This window comes from Fibrobacter sp., from assembly GCA_024398965.1.
Taxonomy (GTDB): domain Bacteria; phylum Fibrobacterota; class Fibrobacteria; order Fibrobacterales; family Fibrobacteraceae; genus Fibrobacter.
Genome location: JAKSIF010000001.1, coordinates 216,150 through 236,481, shown reverse-complemented (window position 1 = coordinate 236,481; position 20,332 = coordinate 216,150). Strand labels below are relative to the sequence as shown.

The 20,332-nt window shown below is 48.2% G+C and carries 16 protein-coding genes and 1 riboswitch; of the genes, 10 read left to right on the top strand and 6 right to left on the bottom strand.

The annotated features are described in order from the left end of the window. Positions 1-268: 268 nt before the first annotated feature. The 3 genes from MJZ26_00925 to MJZ26_00915 form a co-directional block, all read right to left on the bottom strand. Positions 269-1,720, bottom strand: coding sequence for a hypothetical protein (locus tag MJZ26_00925; protein MCQ2104331.1), 1,452 nt, complete (start codon positions 1,718-1,720; stop codon positions 269-271). Positions 1,721-1,775: 55 nt separating this feature from the next. After that, positions 1,776-3,836: a TonB-dependent receptor gene (locus MJZ26_00920; protein ID MCQ2104330.1), complete on the bottom strand. Its 2,061-nt coding sequence runs from the start codon at positions 3,834-3,836 to the stop codon at positions 1,776-1,778. Between the two features lie 5 nt (positions 3,837-3,841). Then, positions 3,842-4,053, bottom strand: a riboswitch (cobalamin riboswitch). Between the two features lie 84 nt (positions 4,054-4,137). After that, entirely contained in the window at positions 4,138-5,286 is a 1,149-nt protein-coding gene (locus tag MJZ26_00915; protein ID MCQ2104329.1) for a sigma-54 dependent transcriptional regulator, read from the bottom strand. A gap of 290 nt (positions 5,287-5,576) precedes the next feature. Here MJZ26_00915 and MJZ26_00910 point away from each other — a divergent pair, with 290 nt between their 5' ends. Then, positions 5,577-7,703 carry a glutamine synthetase III gene (locus tag MJZ26_00910; protein MCQ2104328.1) on the top strand — a complete coding sequence of 709 codons (2,127 nt, stop codon included), beginning with the start codon at positions 5,577-5,579 and terminating at the stop codon, positions 7,701-7,703. Positions 7,704-8,039: 336 nt separating this feature from the next. On the opposite strand, the gene MJZ26_00905 is transcribed toward MJZ26_00910, so the two are convergent. Beyond that, positions 8,040-8,393, bottom strand: a complete 354-nt coding sequence (locus MJZ26_00905) for a helix-turn-helix transcriptional regulator (protein MCQ2104327.1) — start codon at positions 8,391-8,393, stop codon at positions 8,040-8,042. Between the two features lie 213 nt (positions 8,394-8,606). Between MJZ26_00905 and MJZ26_00900 the strand changes: the two genes are divergently transcribed. The 9 genes from MJZ26_00900 (at position 8,607) to MJZ26_00860 (ending at position 18,034) form a co-directional block, all read left to right on the top strand. Continuing rightward, entirely contained in the window at positions 8,607-9,539 is a 933-nt protein-coding gene (locus tag MJZ26_00900; protein ID MCQ2104326.1) for an Rpn family recombination-promoting nuclease/putative transposase, read from the top strand. 526 nt (positions 9,540-10,065) lie between these two features. Further along, on the top strand, positions 10,066-10,626 hold the full coding sequence (locus MJZ26_00895) for a hypothetical protein (protein MCQ2104325.1): 561 nt from the start codon (positions 10,066-10,068) through the stop codon (positions 10,624-10,626). A gap of 58 nt (positions 10,627-10,684) precedes the next feature. Then, positions 10,685-11,242, top strand: a complete 558-nt coding sequence (locus tag MJZ26_00890; protein MCQ2104324.1) for a hypothetical protein — start codon at positions 10,685-10,687, stop codon at positions 11,240-11,242. Between the two features lie 405 nt (positions 11,243-11,647). Beyond that, positions 11,648-12,343 carry a fibrobacter succinogenes major paralogous domain-containing protein gene (locus tag MJZ26_00885; protein MCQ2104323.1) on the top strand — a complete coding sequence of 232 codons (696 nt, stop codon included), beginning with the start codon at positions 11,648-11,650 and terminating at the stop codon, positions 12,341-12,343. Between the two features lie 96 nt (positions 12,344-12,439). Then, entirely contained in the window at positions 12,440-13,348 is a 909-nt protein-coding gene (locus MJZ26_00880) for a hypothetical protein (protein MCQ2104322.1), read from the top strand. A gap of 157 nt (positions 13,349-13,505) precedes the next feature. After that, a complete protein-coding gene (locus tag MJZ26_00875) occupies positions 13,506-13,799 on the top strand; it encodes a hypothetical protein (protein ID MCQ2104321.1) in 294 nt (97 codons plus the stop codon). 174 nt (positions 13,800-13,973) lie between these two features. Beyond that, on the top strand, positions 13,974-14,522 hold the full coding sequence (locus MJZ26_00870; GenBank protein ID MCQ2104320.1) for a hypothetical protein: 549 nt from the start codon (positions 13,974-13,976) through the stop codon (positions 14,520-14,522). A 15-nt stretch (positions 14,523-14,537) separates the two neighbouring features. Beyond that, positions 14,538-15,362, top strand: coding sequence for a TIGR02147 family protein (locus tag MJZ26_00865; protein MCQ2104319.1), 825 nt, complete (start codon positions 14,538-14,540; stop codon positions 15,360-15,362). After that, complete coding sequence (locus MJZ26_00860) at positions 15,362-18,034, top strand: hypothetical protein (protein MCQ2104318.1); 2,673 nt, start codon at positions 15,362-15,364, stop codon at positions 18,032-18,034. Before MJZ26_00865 ends, MJZ26_00860 begins: the two co-directional genes overlap by 1 nt. Before the next feature lie 99 nt (positions 18,035-18,133). On the opposite strand, the gene MJZ26_00855 is transcribed toward MJZ26_00860, so the two are convergent. Together MJZ26_00855 and MJZ26_00850 are read right to left on the bottom strand one after the other, a co-directional pair. Beyond that, positions 18,134-18,466: a helix-turn-helix domain-containing protein gene (locus tag MJZ26_00855; protein MCQ2104317.1), complete on the bottom strand. Its 333-nt coding sequence runs from the start codon at positions 18,464-18,466 to the stop codon at positions 18,134-18,136. 582 nt (positions 18,467-19,048) lie between these two features. Next, entirely contained in the window at positions 19,049-20,275 is a 1,227-nt protein-coding gene (locus MJZ26_00850) for a cysteine desulfurase (GenBank protein MCQ2104316.1), read from the bottom strand. Positions 20,276-20,332: the final 57 nt, after the last annotated feature.

Sequence of the window (20,332 nt, the reverse complement as noted above, 5' to 3'; positions counted from 1 at the left end):
GTTATTTCTTTAGCGGGTTCAAACCGCCAAGTGTGTTAGTTTAATGTTTAGTTGAAATAAAATTTACCTTATTTATGAATAGCTCAAAAGTGGATTGCATGAATTGGCTGCGATTTTTGTATATAAATTGAAACAAATAGTATTATTTTGCTACAGAAATCTTACGTTGCTAAGGACGCCCATAGAAAAAGTCCCCTGATTTTTCAGAGGACTTCTTTTTTCTAGCCCGCAAAAGCGAGACCACATATAAATTTTTGAGTGGCTTGTATTAATCGACTTTTACAGCGCAGAATTCCTTGGTATCGATCAGCTTTACGGAGGAACCGTTGGAGGTGCTGATCAGTTCCAGAGCGGGGGAACCGTAGTAGGCGACCCATGCGGTGGATGCACTTGCGGCGACCATGTCGTAGGGGTTCTTGCCGGAGGCGATGGACTGCCATGTAGCGGAACCGTCTGCTGTGTTGATCTTTGCGATGGTTGCTGCGTCGCCACGTTCCATCAAGAAGAGTTCGCCGTTTACAGCGGCCAGCTTGGAATCCTGGAAGAAGTCGGTACCGTCGGATTCGGAGTCTGCGTAATCAACATAAAGTGCACCGGTGCTGTAGTCAGAAACGAATACATAGGGAACACCCTTGATGGCCTTGATGCTGTAGGGCATACGGATTTCTTCGTCGGGCTCTGCATCGGATACTGCGGTGAGTGTGCCGTTCTTGTAAGCGAATACGCCGATGTGCATATCACCTGTATTCCAGTCCATAAAGCGATCGCTGATGTACAGGGTGCTGTTTTCTTCATCGAATTCCAGAGAGCCGGATGCATCCTTGATGTCGCTGACTGTTTTCACAGAACCAGAGGCCAGGTCTATTTCTGCTACAATAACACTGCCGTATGCCAGGTATATGGCGGTATAGCCCTTGTTATTCTTTTTATCTACAACGAAATCCTGAACACCGCCGCCCAACTTGGTGGCGCTGATAAAGAGGCTGGAAGTCTTCTTTTTCAGATCAACCTTTTCGATACCGCGCTTGTCGTCTGCAGGGAGACTGTAGGATGCGTCGTAAGCACCAGCGGTTGCCACATAGACATTGCCGCCAGCAACCTTCACAGCGGAGGGATTCTGGGTGGCAAGCTGGATGGTGTCCAGGAGAGTGCCGTCACTCAACTTATACATGGCAAGCAGACCATTGTGAGTAATGCTGTAGTCGGCGTTCTGACGCTGGAATACGGCGAACAGTGTGTCGCCGGAAACTTCAAGGTCGGCCAGGTTCGGGGTGGTGTTTGCGTATTCGACGGGCTTCACTTCTTCGCTGGAGCTGCTTTCTGCCGGTTCTTCGGAGCTGGATGAATCAATGGCTTCTTCGGAAGAGCTGGAAACATTTTCGCTAGAGGAGGATTCGGTCTTTTCGCTGGAGCTGCTTTCTTCCTTTGCGGTAGAGGAGCTGGACTTGTCTTCGTCCTTATCTTCTTTTGCAGAAGAACTGGATTCGCCCTTGTCTTCCTTTACGCTGCTGGAGGACTTTGCGTCGTCCTTCTTGCTGCTGGAAGAGGACGGTTCCTTATCGTCGGAACTAGAAAGGTTTTCGTCGTCGTCCAAGCAGTCGTCGGTATCTTCACAGGTGATATCCGGACCGCTGCTGGAGCTGGAATTGTCGTCGCCGCAAGCGCTGAAGAACATTGCAAAGCTTGCTGCAGTAAGGAGAGCTAGTATCTTGCGATTCATGTCTTTTCCTTTGGTTTAGGTGACATTCCCGATTTGAACGGGAATAGGTTGGGGGTTAGAATTTTTGTAAAATCGTAAAATGAAATTCCCTTCCGGGAGTCGGGTTGGGCGAATAAATGTTGGTGTAGGTCTCGTCAGAAATATTGGTGATGCTGAATATCAACCGAGTGGGTTCCCAAGGATTGAAACCCAAAGCGGCATTGTACCTAGTGACAGGGGGTTGCCTGGTTCTGTTTGCACGATCTGTATAGATGCGAGTCCGATAGTTTACATCAAAGGCAAGGTCAAGATGTAATGGCAGGTATAATTTCCCCTCAGCAAAATAGCTGTGTACGGGTTCACCCGGCAATAGCTTGCCGTTGTACATTTTTAACTTGCCGTCATCCCTTGGGTCTTGAATTGTTCCGCGAAGAGTTGTTTCGAAAAAAGATACAGGTCTGCTGTTCATCTCTAGCTCAACGCCCTGGATTCTGGCGTCGTTGACGTTGAAGGCTTTCATTGTATTCGTGCTTACCGTCCAGAAGATTCCGTTTTCAAGGTAGCTGTCGAAGTAGGTTGCACGTAGGGTTGTCTTGCGTGAAGGACTTTGTACAAATCCGCCTGCTTCAAAACGGACTGCGGTTTCGTCTTTCAGTTTAGGATTGGAAAGTACTCCCTGGTAAACGCCGTAAAGTTCCATGAGCTGAGGCTGCCTGTAGAAACGCCCAATGCTGACGTTTCCGCCGAACAGGCTTTCCTTCTTGCCGAATTTCGCCTGGACCATTCCTGCAAAAGAAATGTTCCTGGTTTCCGCATCGCTGATGGTTGCAGTTCCTGTTGGCATCAGAAATTTTCCGCCATCTACGTCATCGATGGTTTTCAGAATGTTTCCTTCTGCAAATAGGGATAGCCATTTGGTAAAGGCGTATTCTGCGTTGGCTGCAATGGATGTCGTGTAACGATCTACGCCAAAGTCTCGGATTGTGCCTCGGGCTTCCCAATGTTCGGTGCTGGCTGCTGCGCGCAAGGTCGCTTCGAACCGGTCAAGAATCAAGGTTCCCACGGCTTCGGGCATTAGGCGGTAACCTGCCAGGCCATACTTGATAAAATCAGGATAGCTGTAGCCGATAAAATCCAGTGGGTAGTAGGATCCGGAAACGTTCTTCTCGAATTTTCCGGCGACGCCTGCCTCCAACAGCAGACATTGCAAAAGAACAGGCGTTTCCAGCCGGTATGAAACTTGGGCGTTGTCGCCCACAAATTCTGCCACCTTGGTCTGGGAACTTTCGTGGCCCGGGTTGCCTGCTTCAGTATGAGTGACACTTGTAGAAACCGTAGAGAAGAAATCGCCCTTGTGAAGAACTCGGTACTTCAGGTTGCCGGTGTATTCCGTGAACTCCGCATTTTCCCGCTTATCCGTAAAGTCGTCGTCCTTGTTGTAGGCGGTGCCGTTACGGTTCAGAAATTCGTAATCGTTATCGCTATGTCGGGCGGAAATGGTGGCGGTGAATTCCACGCTATCCTTGGGACTTGCGGAAATTTGGGCGGCGCCTTCGAAGGAATTGTGGCTGCCGATGGTTGCGATGACGCGACCGGATACTCCGCGTTCGCGTTTCCCGTGGGAACCGTCTTTATGTACAGCACTTTTCGTTACGAAGTTGATGGCCCCGCCAAGACCTGTACCTCCGAACTTTGCAGGAACTCGGTCTTTATACACTTCGATTTTTTCGATGCCGTTCAAATCGATTGCACCTAGGTCTGCTGCGCCGCCACTTGCATCGTTCAGGGGAACGCCGTCAACGCAAATCAGAATGTTTCGGGCGGCGATGCCTCGGATACTTACGGTCTGGAAACTGCCCATGCCGCCTTGCTTGTAGCTTTGGATGCCGGGCAGAGAGGATAGAATTTCCGCTGCGGAAAGTCCACGACCTTCCCAGGCCTCGGGTTTGATTTCTTCGTAACTGGGTGCTACGTCGGCAGGGGCCGGGGGCGGTTCTTTGATTTCGGAAGAGCCTAAGTCTTGAACGAATTCCTGCGAGGAAACAATGATGCTTTTGTAGGCATCATTTGCGTGGGCGGCCGCAGCCATACCCAAAAACACCGCTAGGGCGGTTATGGACTTGGATGTCTCTCGCATCGTTCCTCTTGTTCGTTTGTTTTTGCAGTTCTTCTGGCTTGGGGATCTTCCTACTTCCGGCTCCTTCGCATGAGGGTTGGCTACCTCACACTGGTTTTGAAATTTGCCGGTTTCGTACTCCCATACAGCGGCGGGACCGTCCCGGATTCACACCGGGTTCTCTCCTTTGTTTTTTAGCAGGGTTCCTACGACGAAAACAAAGAGCTTTTCAGGGCACAAAAACTTTTGGGCGATAATTTAGATATTTGAAATGTGCGTGTAAAGTTATATAAAACATCTATTACGAGTGAAAGTCGCTAGTTTAGCTCTTGTTCACTTCGATTCCCAGGCGATTGACCTTGTAGTGCATCACTCGTGGGCTCAAGTCCAGGTCGCGGCCGGCTGCGCTCATGTTTCCGCGGTGACGACGCAGAGCTTCGCTGATGATTTCGCGCTCGTAGCTGTCGATAAGGGTGGACAGGGGCGAGGTTCCTTCGGGGAGCAGTGCTGTGCCGGAGGTAACGTCTGTCTGCAAGGATGGGGGCAGGTCGTAGGCGTTAATGGCCACATCTGTTGTTACGAGGCTAGCGTGCTCAATGCAGTTTTCCAACTCGCGGACATTGCCGGGCCAGTGATAGCTTAGCAGCATGTCGATGGCTGGAGAACTCAAACGCAGAATGTTCTTGCCGTATTTCAAGTTCATCTTGGCGATGAAATAGTCGGCCAGTAGCAGAATGTCTGTCTTGCGCTGGGACAAATCCGTGAGATGAATCTGGAAGATGTTTAGACGGTAGTAAAGGTCTTCGCGGAAAAGACCTTGCTGCATCATCTGCTCTAGATTTCTTGCGGTACTTGCGATTAGGCGTACGTCGGCGTTCTGCACGATGTTGCTTCCTTGACGGCTGAATTTTCCGTCCTGGATGAATTGCAACAGCTTTATCTGGGAGGTTTCGCTCAGGTTGGCTACTTCGTCTAGAAAGAGGGTACCGCCGGACGCGAGCTCAGCCTTGCCGAGGCGTCGGCTTGTGGCGCCTGTAAAGGCTCCACGTTCGTATCCGAACAGCTCGCTTTCGAATGAATTCACATTGCCGCTTTCGCTGATGGAATTGCAGTTTAGTGTTACAAACGGCCTTTCGCTGCGGTCGGAAAGCTGATGGATGCTTCGGGCCACATATTCCTTTCCGGTTCCTGCATTCCCACGAACAAGTACAAGAGCCACGGTAGGAGCAATATGCCTTACCTGCTCGCGAACGGCGCGCATCTCGCTGGTATTGCCGATGAGTTCGCCGGGTTTTCCTTTTACCAGATCGCGGATCTTGTCGCATTCCTCTTGATGGGATGCGCTTGCTGTCTCGAATTTTTGGGAAAGAATATGCTGAATGAGCTTCAGTTGCTCGTCACGCTTGCGTACCGATCGCAAAGTCTCGGCAATTTCGACAAAGGCGGAATTTTCAAGCGCGGTAAAATCCATAAAAGGTTGCTGCGCCGAGGATAGCGTTTAAAGGAGTACTCCCCCCGGCGCAGCATGTTCTAGGAGAGAATTCTGTCCCAAATATACAAAATTTTTTAGATTTAGTTTTACTTTTTTGTAAACTTTTTGTTCTTTTTTACAAAAATGTAAAGAATTAAACGCGAAATATCGTTTTTTTTTGCAGAAATGGCCGCTCTTTCTTCCTAATTTTGCCTCAACGCGAAATATCTGCTGTCTTCCACAGGTGTCATCCTGAGCCGAAGGCGAAGGATCTAGCAAAAAGGTTTATTATGAGTTCTTATAGAAAGGATACCATTGCTGAAATCGCCAAGGCTGCTACCGCCCCGGTAAAGCCTGCCGAAACCGTCAACGTGGATTACTACGGCGAAGACGTCTTTAACGCCAACGCCATGAAGGTTTACCTGCCCAAGGACATTTGCAAGAAGCTTCTTGCCACCATCGAGCTGGGCGCTCCCCTGGATCCGAACATCGCTGGCGAAGTGGCTCACGCCATGAAGAAGTGGGCCATGGACCGCGGCGCCACTCATTTCACTCATTGGTTCCAGCCCCTCACCGGCTCCACCGCCGAAAAGCATGACTCCTTCCTGGAGCCCGATGGTCTTGGCGGCTGCGAAGCCATCATGGTGTTCAGCGGCAAGAACCTGATCGTGGGCGAACCGGATGCATCCTCTTTCCCCAGCGGCGGTATCCGTTCTACTTTCGAAGCCCGCGGCTATACTGCCTGGGATCCCACCAGCCCCGCTTTCATCAAGCGCCATGGCAACGGTGCAACCCTTTGCATTCCTACCGCATTCTGCTCTTACACTGGCGAAGCTCTGGACAAGAAGACTCCGCTGCTCCGCTCCCTGCAGGCTCTTTCCAAGTCCACCGAACGACTGATGGCTTGCTTTAAGGCCGGCAAGAAGAAGACTACCGTTACTCTGGGTGCCGAGCAGGAATACTTCCTCATAGACAAGCGTTTCTACCTGCAGCGCCCGGACCTGTACCAGGCTGGCCGCACTCTCTTCGGCGCTGTTCCTGCAAAGCATCAGCAGATGGATGACCATTACTTCGGATCCATTCCCGCACGCATTCTGAACTTCATGAACGAAGTGGAAATGGAACTGTGGAAGCTTGGCATTCCCGCCAAGACCCGCCATAACGAAGTGGCTCCCGCTCAGTTTGAACTTGCACCCATGTTTGAGGAAGTGAACCTGGCCTGTGACCATAACATGCAGGTCATGGAAGTGCTTCGCAATGTGGCCGACAAGAACGGCCTCGTCTGCCTCCTTCACGAAAAGCCTTTCGCTGGCGTGAACGGTTCCGGTAAGCACAATAACTGGAGCGTTTCCTACGGCAATGCAAACTTGCTGAATCCGGGTACCAACCCTCACGAAAATGCAGTGTTCCTTACCACTCTATGCGCTGTGATTTATGCTGTAGATTCTCATGCTGATTTGCTCCGCATGACTACTGCTGGCGCTGGCAACGATCATCGCCTGGGCGCAAACGAAGCTCCTCCGGCAATCGTCTCCATGTACCTGGGCGATCAGCTCATGGATGTGATTGAACAGCTGGAACAGGGCGCTCCCAAGTCCAGCAAGCTGGCCGGTGCCATGAAGCTTGGCTCCGACAGTTTGCCGCCGCTGCCCCGCGACGCTACGGACCGTAACCGCACCAGTACTTTCGCTTTCACCGGCAACAAGTTTGAATTCCGTGCACCGGGTTCCAGCCAGTCCTGTTCCGAACCTAACGTGGTTCTGAACACCATCGTGGCTGAAGCCTTCGACATGATTGCAGAACAGTTGGAAAAGCTGGACGACAAGAATTTCCATTCCGGTCTCCAGAAGATTCTTCAGAAGATCGTGAAGGAACACAAGCGCGTTATCTTCAACGGTAACGGCTACACCGACGAATGGATTGCCGAAGCGGAACGCCGTGGCCTTCCCAACATCCGCACATCCCTGGAAGCACTGAAGGCTCTGAAGAACGAAGCCAACATCGCCCTCTTCGAAAAGTACGGCGTCATGAACCGCGTGGAAATGGAATCCCGTTACGAAGTGAACGTGGAAGACTATCACAAGCGCGTCCGTATCGAAGGCGAAATCTGCCGTGACATGGCAAAGAACATTATCTTGCCCAAGGCTGTGGAAGCTTACTCCTGCGCCCTCAAGACAAACGAAATGGCTCTGAACCAGGGTTTCCCTGGTGTAGATGTTTACGTAAAGTCCCTGGGTGAAGGCTGCCGCGACTTGACCGCCGCCGTTTCCAAGATGGAAGCCGCCCTCGCCGGCGAACATCAGGATATTCTCGCTGCCATGGCAGAAACCCGCAAGATTGTTGACGCCCTTGAAAAGGTTGTCTCCGACGAAATGTGGCCCCTGCCTAAGTATAGAGAAATGATGTTCATTTATTAATGAACATCATGGCCGCCCGTCGAAGGAGGGCGGCAAATGTCCCGTTCATTTATTAATAAGAGTCGCGCTGTGTCATCCTGAGTGGCGAAGCCACGAAGGATCTAGCAGTACAAAACAAAAAAAGAATCCCCGACACCATCTGTACCGGGGAATTTCTGTATATGGGCTAAATTGAATGAGCTTGTTTTATATAGCAGAGAATTTTGTTTTATGAGCGGGCGACTTGCTTGCGAAGGGCTGAAAAAGCGTGGAATTGATGACGATGAGTTTTATTTTTGTTTAAGAAGATTTTAAACGAAGAGGAAAATCGTCAAAAAAACAGAAGAACTGAAAAAATTATTTCTGCTCTACTTTTAAAGTGTCGTTTGCGGGAGTTGGCTCGGCGTCGCTCATGAGGGCCAGGACTTCTTGTAAAAAGTCGCCCGGCTGCTTGCCGAAAAAGGCCGCCATCTTGATGAAATTCACCATGGTGAGCTGGGTATGGCTAAAGTGTCCGCTCTTGCGCTTGATTCCGGTTTCGACTCCATAGAGCGTGTTTTTATGCAGATTCAGCTGAAAGGCCAGTCCGTCGCGGGAAATCCCCTTAATCTTGCGATACTTGCGGATAACCTTGGCTAGGGCCGCTGCGAAGCGGTCGTCGTCTATCTGCTGCAAGTCCGGGAACTTGGTTTGCGGAATATGGTTAGCCATATCCCGTATTTAGCATTTAACCTAAAAAGAAAGTATATAGATGTCTGTTATAATTTTACAGAGGAATGTGATTGTGAGGCTCAAGAGATTTTTGGTAAGTCTCCCGAGTCCCCTGTTAAAATCTTTTTACAATTCTTTTTGATCAAATCGGTCGTTTCAAACGTGTTAGTATAAGTAGGGCATTTCCGCCTTACACATACAAAAAAGGTAAGTATGGAAAATACAAACACCAATGACGACAACTCCCTTGAAATCCGTGACCACGACGGATTTTTCAAGTACTTCTATTCTGTTCCCGCAAACGCCCGCTCCCTTCTGGAAATCGCCTCCAGGCGCAACCAGAACCTGTCGGAACTGCTTTCGAACGTGGACCTGGGCACACTGGAGAGCTTGCCCAGTGCCTACAACAACGTGGGCGAAAGGGGCGAGGCTGATGTGGCGTTCAAGGCGAAGACCATCGGCAACGAGGTTGGCAAGGGAAACCGCAAGGAAGTCTATGTAGGCCTGCTTCTGGAGCACAAGTCCTATGACGACTCCGCGGTTCTCGAACAGATTTACCGCTACATGTTCAACGTGATGGTCAACAAGAACGACACCAAATTCCCCTGGATGCCTTCCAAGGCGATTATCATCTACAACGGACGCAAGAACTGGGACCCCCTGGCGGCCTTTCGCAGGGGGCACCGCGCCAAGTTTCAGGGCCACGATCTGCCCTTTGAATGCGTGCTGGTGAACATGGCGGACATCGAGGACGATGATTGCATTACCGCGGAAAACCCGGAGGCCGCCTTGGGCGCACTTGTCATGAAGCACTCCTTCGACGCCAAGGCAATCGAGGTGCAGCTCCCTATCGTGGAGGATCTGCTTCGGAAGCTCCCCAATATGACCCGCTATTTGATTGTAGAAAAAATTAAAGTATATTTGGAAGAGTTCCTTAGCAAGGAGGCGATCATGGAACTGGAACAGGGATTTGTGAGCATCGGTCAGAGGCTGGGCTTCGAAAGCGCCGGTGATTATCGCCGCAAACTTGAAGCGCAGAATCGGGCTAAGGATGCCGAAATTGCCAGTCAAGCCGCTGACCTTGCTGCCAAGGAAGCTGAAATTGCAGCCCTCAAGGCGCAGATCGCTGCCCTCACCGGCAAGTGATTTCAACGAACCATCTTGGTATAATTGATGAGTCCAGCCTCGCTTGAGGTTGGGCTCTTTTTGAACTATTCAATTTACGATGTACCCTGCTTGAATAAAAGAAGTCCCTTCCTGAAGAAACCTCGTAATTCCTAATTAAGGCTCCGCCTCTATTGTGCCTTTTTGACATTTTTTGAAATTTTACCCTTAAAATCTCGTTTTGTTTTATATAACGGGATTTCTTGTTTTATATGGGCGAGGGCTAAAGATTTTTGGCCTGTTTTTTCACGAATAAAAAAGACCCCTAGTTATTTTTTTGAATGTCTAAAGTTCGCATGGATTTTGATGCGGAAAGCTTTTGGCGTAACATAAGGAGTGATGAAATCCACAAATTGTCTGAAACATTATGAAAATCACATATATCTGTGATGTTTTGAGTTATTTTTGCTTATATTTGTAAAGAAAATGTCACATTAGACTGTGATGTATGGTCTAGGGTGGTGATTGTGACGGACTTAAAAAAATAAAACCTTACGGAGGCATAGTTATGAGTCTAGAAGATTGCGCAAACGTGGCGCAAATTTGTGGAGTGGTCATTGCTTTTGTCGGAGCTTTGATTACATGGAATGTTTGGCGGAATGATAAACGAGAAAAAAATATTGCTGCTGTATATGAAATGTTCAAAAATATACGACTGGTTGATAAAGTTAAAGAATTTATGTATGTGCTGGATTATGGGGAACATTGGTACGATGAAAATTTTCACAAGCGAAACAAAAAGCTTGATGAGGGGCGCGTTTGCATAGTAGAAGAGCATACGGTTGATTCCTATTTGTCTGTGCTCAATTTTTCTGCTTATATGCTTCATGCAAAAGCTTTTGACGAGGAACAGCTAGAACTGTTTGACTATGAGTTCCGTCGTACGCTAGTAAATAGTGAACTTCAAAATTATTTGTACAACATTTGGCATTTTTCAACACAACATCAAATGATTTGTCCTTTTGCTGATTTGGTTAATTATGCACGAGAAAAAGGGTTGCTGCGGACAGACTTTTTTGACCCGAACGCATGCAAAAATGAGAAATTTCCAAAGTATTTGAATTGGTAAAAATAACATAAGGAGTAAAAAAATGAAAAATGCAATGAAGATTGTTTTGGTGGGTGTTATGGCTTTGTTCTGTGTGAATGAGGCCATGGCAGGCTCTTTTAAAGACCGTCGCGATGGGAAAAAATATGAGACGGTGAAAATAGGTAGGCAGACCTGGATGGCGGAGAACCTGAATTACAAGATGGAAGATAGTTATTGTAACCCGGAGAACAACTGTGGTGATGGTTATGGTCGGTTGTATACGTGGGATGCTGCATTAAATGCCTGCCCTAGTGGGTGGCGTTTACCATCGAAGACTGATTTTGAAAAGTTGCTGGCCTTTGTTAAGGGCATTGATGCGTACGGAGATGATGAATCTGCAGCAAGACATTTACGCTTCAAATACGACTGGACAACCAAAGTTGGTGATAATGCGTCGGGTTTTTCTGTGCTCCCTGCCGGTCGCTACGAACACTTCGCCGAGAAGTTCGCGTTCCTTGGTGAGGCCGCCAACTTTTGGTCTTCTACGGAGGACGGTAGCAGCCTCGCCCACCTCTTGTACGTTAATGGCTACAAAGCGGCCGTCGGCCCCTACTATAAGGCAAGTTGGGTCTCTGTTCGTTGTCTCCAGGACTAAAGCGATTGCGAGCGATGCATAGACAAACTTGTTTGTCTAGGTGTCCGAGCAAGAGCGTAGGCGCCGTGGCGCCCTCTAACTAGGCACCCACCGGAGGTGGGAAGCCTGGCGGCGGGGCTGCGCAGCGGTCGTCATTGAGCTGTTGCAAGTCCGAAAGCAAAGTATTTGACGGGAGTTCGTCGCGTCCTCTATTTTAGCATTTACCAGCTTTGGTGGCTATACAGACCTCTGTTATTATTTTGACAGAGGATTGTGACGGAATACAAGTTATAAGCCTATGGTTTTTCTTTTGTAAATCATAGACATCTGTGATGTTTTTGAGGTTTTTGCTTATATTTGTGATGAAAAAATCAACAATAAAATACTGAAATGGCGATTCAACTCTTCAACCATGGAGTAAAAAAAATGAAAAATGCAATGAAGATTGTTTTGGTGGGTGTTATGGCTTTGTTCTGTGTGAATGAGGCTATGGCAGGCACTTTTAGAGATCCTCGCGATGGAAAAACGTATAAGACGGTGAAGATGCCCGATGGTGAGACCTGGATGGCGGAAAACCTGAACTACAACATGAACGGTAGCATGTGTTATGACAATGATGCCACCAATTGCAGTAAGTATGGTCGCCTGTACACATGGGAAGATGCGCAGGAGGCCTGTCCTAGCGGGTGGCATTTGCCGAGTAGGGGTGAATTTAGAAATTTGTTGGGCGCTGTGGGTGGTGATGAACCAAAAAAACTTAGGGCACGTAGTTGGGTATCTGAAGAGCAAGTCTGTGAACAGTATGGTTGTAGTTATGGGAATGGATCGACAATTAGGGAATGTCGAGGAAATAATCGGTGTAACTGCGGACAGGGAGAAAGTATTTGTATGGAGTATGGAGTAAAAGAAGTACGGGGTGAAGGGACCTTCTCTGCTCTCCCCGCTGGCCGCTACTACAGCAACAACAAGAAGTTCCTCAATTTGGGCAGTTACGCCTACTTTTGGTCTTCTACGGGTTACAATGACGACGATGCGTACTACTTGAGCATCAATGAGGGCTACGCGCTCGTCAACTACCTCGACAAGACAAACGGATTCTCGGTTCGTTGTCTCCAGGACTAAAACGATTGCGAGCGATGCATAGACAAACTTGTTTGTCTAGGTGTCCGAGCAAGAGCGTAGGCGCCGTGGCACCCTCTAACTAGGCGGAAATATCTTATGAAATCATCTCTATTTCCAATAATTCTTGGCATTTCCCTTTCCTATAGTCAACAGGTTCAGGATATTGTCCGGGACAATACATTTGCCACGAAACGCCAAAAAGTAAAGTCGCTTCTAAAAGATCCGAATCTCTCCGACAAAGATAGGGCTGCCCTAGATGAATTGTGGAATAACGCCCAGAGAATCGGACGGCTAAACGACCGGTGCGCAAGCATTTCCTTGACTGAAGTGCTGGATGAAACCTGTCAGACTTTTTACAAGGTTGAACTCCCCGCGTTTGATGAACTCTATGGCAAGGTGACAAACGATATTCGGATGAATGGTTTTTCCTTGACGAAGAATGTGAACGACGAACGGTCCCTTATGACAGCCTGTGTTGATGCCTTGTACGAAATGGATTTTCATCCGTCAAAGCTGTTCAAAATGGAAACGGAATTCCGGGTGGAACCTCTGTTGGATGGTGCGGAATTATCTTATCGGATATCGTTGCATGAAAATTTTGAAGGCTCGACTACCCGATGGCTGCGGAATACCTTTGCTAGTCTATGTAAGTGGAATTCGCACAAGGAGAAATCTTTTGTATCGCAGTTGGCCGCCAGATACAACGAAGCGAATAATTATCCTTTTCGCTTGGACGGCTTGAAAATTTTCTCACGTCGTGGTTATTCATTTATTTATACCATAAACGGTAAAAAAGTATTCTCTGGAAAGATTGACTCAAAAACAAACGAGTTATTTGATTTTAGCAGATGGACTCCGGGCAATGTATTCATGTTTAGCTCATCGTGTCCTGCGAAAAGTTCGTATCGTGGACACGCGTCGGATTATTGCGAAGGTAAAATCAAACTGTCGGAAGAAGACTTAGAAAATGGCTATGTTGGATCCCTTATCTGGCAGGAAGATTGATTTGTTTTTTAAAACGGAAAATCTTGTTTTATGAGAGAACTTTGTTGCTGATTCTTGGCTGCATTTATATCAAAACGGTGTTTTTCAGATTTAATTTTCATTAAGGTAATGCAGATAATCTGCAACAGAATAAACTGAAAAGACAAGGAGATGCAAAATGCCGTTTAAAGGTGATACAAGAGAAGTTCGTGTCAATTATGAATGCCATCATTGTCATAGGCAGGGAATCGGTTTTAAAACTGAAATCTATGATGGCAATTATTGGAATACGCGGGGTGAAAATTCTATTCCTCCCAATTGGCGTACTTTTGGTTTGGGAACGCATCTTTGTGACCGTTGTGTTGATAATCCTGAAGCAACTCAATCTGCAACGAAAAGTTTTCTTGTCAAGTTAGCTGTTGTTGCTGTTCTTGTAATCATTGCGTTGATAGTGTATGCGATCCAGCATTAACTATTTACAGTATTCATGAGTTAGTTACTGGCTGGGATTCAACTTGATTTTTGAATTAACCTACGGCATTAAAAATGTGCCGTAGGTTATTGCCGGCAATTATGGGGACCGTGTATTCGTTTTTGTAGTCAAAAGTCCTTGACGTTATTAATAACGCTATAACTAGGAGATCCAATGAAACGTGTAATATTGGCTGTTTTGTTCCTGGCGGCATTTGCGTTTTGCGACAAGCCTACGGGACGATACGATTTGATGGCTCATGCAAATTTTAGCAGTGCTCCCAACAGTGTCTTGCTGTCTGGCGGAGCTCTTGAAGGGAATAGTTGCCATTATGCAGGTAAGATAGTACTTCCTGCACACGGTGGCGACTGTCCTGCGATTTTGGTTTTGCATCTTTATTCTATTGTAGGTGGCGAAGAAGGGCTTCACTGCGGGTATGACCTCACAATTTTTGATGATGTAGTTTTTGAAAATGGTGCGCTTCGGAGCCATTGCTCCGACATACTGGCTGTTGAACCGGTGACTTTCCGGGTGTTGGGACAGTATGACTTTACCAGGGAAGACAATCAGGCTGACTACTGGGATGATGAATTCCATTGCGGTTTTTCATACGATATAGAACCGGAGTTCTTTGATAATCATCCTGAGCTTAAGTCTCAGGTTTTGTATCGGTTTAGGTATGATTGGATTGCAAAAAAGCAATATGCAAGAGAAGATTTTTGATTTATATTTCCTTTTATGAAACCGATCATCGAGTATCAGGACTACCGTCAGTATATTCTGGATTATTATAAGGAGCGCAAGCAAGAGGCCAAGTTTACGTGGCGTCAGTTTGCGGCTCTTGCGGGCTATGCTTCGGGTTCGTACCTTAAGTTGGTTTGCGACGGCAAGACCCGTTTGACTGCAGAGGGGGCCGCCCAGGTGGCTACGGCCATGAAGCTGGTGAGTTTCAAGTTTCGTTACTTTGTACTGATGGTGGAGTATGACAACGCCAAGGATTCTTTCCAGAAGGAGGCTTTCTTTCAGGAGATGGTTTCTCTGGGGATGAAGCATCGGGTGCATGTCATCGATGACGACATCTACAGCTATTTTGAGTCCTGGAAAAATCCTGTGCTGCGGGAACTTGCACCTTCCATGCCGGGGGCGTCCTTCGAGAAGATGGCGGAACAGTGTCTGCAGCATGTTGATGCGCAGGAGGTCGCGGACACGCTGGATTTTTTGCTGCGTCACGGGCTCGTGGTAAAAGATAAGAAGGGCGTCTATCATCAGACAGGTAAGTCCATTTCGACGGGGGATATCGAGAATGTTCCCGCCACGTTAAAATGCATGCACCGTCAGATGGGGCAGTTGGCCTTGCAGGCGCTGGACGGCATGCCGGAATCGGAACGGCACTTTAGCGGCATCACCTTGGGGATTCCCAAGAATGTCTATGGAAAGATTGAAACGGAACTGGCCAAGTGCCGCCGCCGAATTATCGCCATTGCGACGGAGTCCGATGAAACGGAACAGATTTATAGACTAAATTTGCAGATGTTCCCCTTGACGAAACTGATTGAAAAGTAATGAAGCGCCGTCCGAAAAATTTTATCGAGATTTTAGAATGTCTGCTGCTTGCGCTGCTGCTTTTGCTTGCGGCCTGCGGTAGCGATGACAAGGATAAGACCACAGGTGGCTCCAGCGAGGAGACCAAGGGCATCGCCATCACCGACAAGGAAGTGGCGGGCGTTTCCCAGAAGGGTCCGTTCCTCAACGGTTCCTCGGTGCATCTTTACGAATTGCAGGATGCTGGCCTGATTCAGACGGGCAAGAGCTTTACCGGAAAGATCAAGAGCGACCTTGGCGAATTCTCCCTGGCGGAGATCAACCTTGTTTCCCAATATGCGCTCCTGGAAGCGGACGGCTATTACCGTAACGAAGTCTCCGGTCAGAAATCTACCAGCCAGATTACGCTGAATGCGGTTACGGATTTGGAAAATCGAGAGACGGTGAACATCAACTTGCTGACCCACCTGGCCTACGATCGTATGCGGGTCCTGGTGAAGGGCGGCATGGAGGTGGCTGCGGCAAAGCGCATGGCCGAGAAAGAAATTTTTGCGTCCTTCTACATTGAAAATATTGCGGAAAATTTTGAAGACTTGAACATCTTTAACAAGGGCGAGGGCGACGCGGCTCTGCTTGCTGTTTCTGTGCTGATGCAGGGGAATCGTGCCGAGGCCGAGCTTAGCGAACTTTTGGCCAACTACGCAAACGATGTGGAATCCGACGGCGAATGGAACGACGAAAAAACAAAGGTCGCCATGGCTGACTGGGCCGAAGGACAATCCCTGTCCGAGGGCCTAACCCACATTCGTGAAAACGTGGAAGGCTGGGACTTTGGCGATGTTCCCGGATTTGAAAAGTATGTGAAGCGTTTCTGGTGGTATAATTACGGTCTCGATCTTTGCACTACAGAACGTCAGGGCGAAGTGAAGAAGAACCAGAATGGACTGAGCGAAAACGCAAGTGTCCATTACATTTGCGATACGAAGGAATGGCGCCGCGCCACGGACTTCGAGAAGGATACCTACAAGTGGGCCGACGGTCGTGACGGCGAAATCAAGAAGGGCGATGTTACCGAAAACATTTACGTCTTTGACAAGACCAAGTGGAGAACGACTTCCTTTGCGGAACAGACATTTGGCGGATGCACGGAATCTATCGCGGACTCCATCGGTAAAATCGACTCCGTCTATTATATCTGTAAGGCGGGTTCCTGGGATACGGCTACGGTGGCGCAGTACGATACCTACCGCTATGACGACGCTATCGAAGGCGATGTGCGTAATGGCCGCATAAATCCGAAGTTCGTCTATGTGTTTGACGGTTCGGAATGGCGCCGCGGCACCCGTCTGGACAGCGTGCTTTATAAGAACGGCGGACTTGCCTGCACCGGAAAGAAAAATACCGCCGATGGAAAAATTGCCGTTGCCGGCGACACCAGCGCAGTCAAGCTGAAGGAACTCTACTATGTATGTGCAGAAAATCCTGCGGATTTGGTGGACACCGCATTCCGCTGGGTGGATGCTCCCGAATGGTACAACGATACGTACGAAGCCCGCAAAAACTGCACCGAGGAAACGGATGGCGACCTGCTGAAGGGCCGAGTCAATTCTGCAAATGTCTATGTCTGCGACTTCGCGGATACGGACAAGGATAGCCTTGCGGGCTGGGAAATCGCAACGGATCTGGAAGCCTCGATTGGAGGCTGCCGCACCCGCTTGCAGGATTCCATTGCAGTGTTCCAGGGAAAATCCTACTACTGCTATTACGGCAAATGGGTGGCAGGTTCTGCAACCGAAGACGATATCTATAGCTGGAATGATACTGTAGATGGTGCCTGGCGCCGCGGGTTCCTGCATCCCGAAAATTATTACGTGTTTGACGAAAGCGAAGGCTGGCGGGCTGCCACCACCGAGTTCGACTACGTTCTAGGAATTGATGGCTGCACCCATAAACGTCATCAAGAATGGCAAAATATTTTTGATGAAGGAGATGAATTAATCAATCGCTATTTGTGCTACAACAAGAAGTGGTACAGAAACGATAAATGGAGTTGGGATCTTCCTAAGGATGCATATTTTAATCCCGAAATTGCGTATGACTCCATTAAGGATTCTCGTGACGGTAAGGTTTACAGAACAGTAAAGATTGGTGAACAGGTTTGGATGGCGGAAAACTTGAACTACGGAGATAGCGTAACGTCGCCTAGCCTAAAGGGAAAGTCTTGGTGTTATGAGAATAACAATGCGTATTGCAATGTTACGGGAAGGCTTTATACATGGGCTGCCGTAATTGATTCTGTGCAAATCTATAAGGAATCTCAGCAAAAATGTGGTTATGGAAAATTGTGCGAGTTTCAAGGAAACGTTAGGGGGATTTGTCCTGAGGGATGGCACGTCCCGACAAGTGGGGAATGGCAAGCTCTTGATGTTGAAACGCATGATTCTCGTTACTTGATGCCGTCGCAGATGGGGTGGCAACACACTACAGAGGACTCTTTTGGATTTAGTGCTCTTCCCTCTGGTTGGGGCGATTCGGAAGGTATGTTCGGTCAAGTTGGTAATGCGGGTTGGTGGTGGACTGCAACTCAGAAAAATGCCGATGTTGCTTATGAATGGATACTTGGATCTAGTAAATCTCATATTTCGACTTCGTACAAAATGGGGGCACATGCACTCCGCTGCATCAAGGATTAAACTCTAGCCTAAGAGTCATGCCGACGAAGGTCAGCATCGGTTATAAAATATCCCCGACACCACTGTGCCGGGGAATTTTTATAGGTGCTATTTCTGCTTTTACCAAAACAGGTTCTTGTAGCTTGTTCCTAGTGCATCGGCCAGCTTATGAGCCATCTTGCGACCGATGGGTGCGCGACCGCGCTCCATGGCAGAAATTGCCTGCACTGCAATGCCCACTTTTTCGGCAAGCTGACGCTGGGTCATCTTGAAGTTGGTACGAAGAAGCTTGAGACTTTCGCCAGGGGTTGTCATGGATTGAAATTTTTCTTCAAGTCCTGAATCTTCCCAACGGATTAATTCTTCGTCATCTTCTGCAGAATCGTTTTCTGTAAAGCATGATTCGGGCTCAAAAACTTGAACGTCGTTAAACTTACTACGCAGATATTTCATCACATATTCAGGCACGTTCCCTTGAATAGAGAAACATGCTGGCTCAGTTTTTGGCATACGGGGCGCTCTCACGACTGCCAACATACGTTACCTCCACTTGTATTCCTTGCTCTGTTTCAACCCAGCATGCAACTGACTTTACAATTTTCTTTTTAATTACAACTTCATACATAAGTATAAATATTTTTTATTTATGTGTCAATATTTTTTATTTACATTCAAGATACATGTAGTTCGCTCAACTTAGAAAGCCATAATCATTCCATGTCAAAGAAAACCGCATTGTCTGAATGCGTGGAAGGAGCCGTCTTTACGGCTCAAGTAGAAAAATGTTTCCTTTTAGGATAATTTGCAAAGTTCGATGGCAGAGGTATTCTCTGGCGTTACCTGCGCTACCCAAGGTAGCGAACTCGAACCGGTCGTGTTCCGGTCAGCTATCCAGCGTCTTTTGCAAAAGGTTTGTGTGCCCATTCGGGGATGCTTACGCCCCAGTCAACAGGATTGTCTAATACGTTACGAATATAATAAAGAAGCACCTTTTGAACAAGGTGCTTGAAAATGTTGTCGATTGTTGTGATTGCTTTAAGCGAACAGTCTAACAACTCGCTTGATACCTGCGATAAAGCGGTCTACATCACGTTCAAGTGTGTACACGCCGAAGGATAGACGCAGGGTTGCGTCTACGCCGAACCTGTCCATGACAGGTTGAGCGCAGTGGTGGCCACTGCGCACAGCGACGTTTTCTTCGTCAAGAATCATGGCGGCGTCGCTGACGGCGATTCCATCAAGCGTTACACTGATGAGTGCACCGCGATTCTTGGGGTTGCCAAGCACCTTGATCTGCGGGATGGTTGCCAGCTGTTCCAAGGCGTACTGCACAATCTTTTCTTCGTGTTCGCGGATGTTGTCTAGGCCAATTTCTTGCAGCCATTCTACAGCCTTGCCCAGTCCGATAACTTCTGCAATGGCAGGAGTGCCTGCTTCGAAGCGCTCGGGAACGTCGGCATAAGTTGTTTTTTCGAAGGTGACGTTCTTGATCATTTCGCCGCCGCCGTGCCAAGGAGGCATGGAATCCAGAACATCGTACTTTCCGTAAAGCACGCCGATGCCTGTAGGGCCGTACATTTTGTGGCCGCTGAATGCGATAAAGTCGCAGTCCAGCTTTTGCACGTCGATCTTCAAGTGTGAAGAACTTTGGGCGCAGTCAATCAGGACCTTTGCCTGAGGGGCCAACTTACGCACCGTCTTAATAATTTCTTCGATGGGGTTCACGGTACCTACGGCGTTACTCACGTGGGTCACGGCCACCATCTTCACTTTTTCTGTCAGCAGGCTCGGCAGCGCATTCAAATCCAAATCGCCGTCATCCTTTACGGGAATGACCTTGATTTTTGCGCCCTTCATTTCTGCAACGATCTGCCAGGAAACGATGTTGGCGTGATGCTCCAGACCGCTGATCAGAACTTCGTCGCTAGCGTTAAAGAACTTACGTCCATAGCTCCAGGCCACCAGATTGATGCTTTCGGTGGTGCCGCGGGTAAAGACGATTTCGCTTTCGGACTTTGCGTTAATGAACTTGGCAATGTTCTTGCGTGTAGCTTCGTAGGCCTCGGTAGTGCGAGCACTCAAGCGGTACACGCCACGTTTTACGGAACTGTAATGTTCTCGGTAGAAGTCGTTCATTACGTCGATGACGCAAGCGGGCTTCTGGGTGGTGGCGGTGCTATCTAAAAAGGCTAGGGGCTTGGCTTCCTTGTCGCCTGCCACTAACATAGGAAATTCGCTACGGATTTTTTCTGCATCAATCATGGCGTTAAATGTAGGAAAAATTTACAACTCCTGTTGTGGTCGGTTTTGTATATTGTA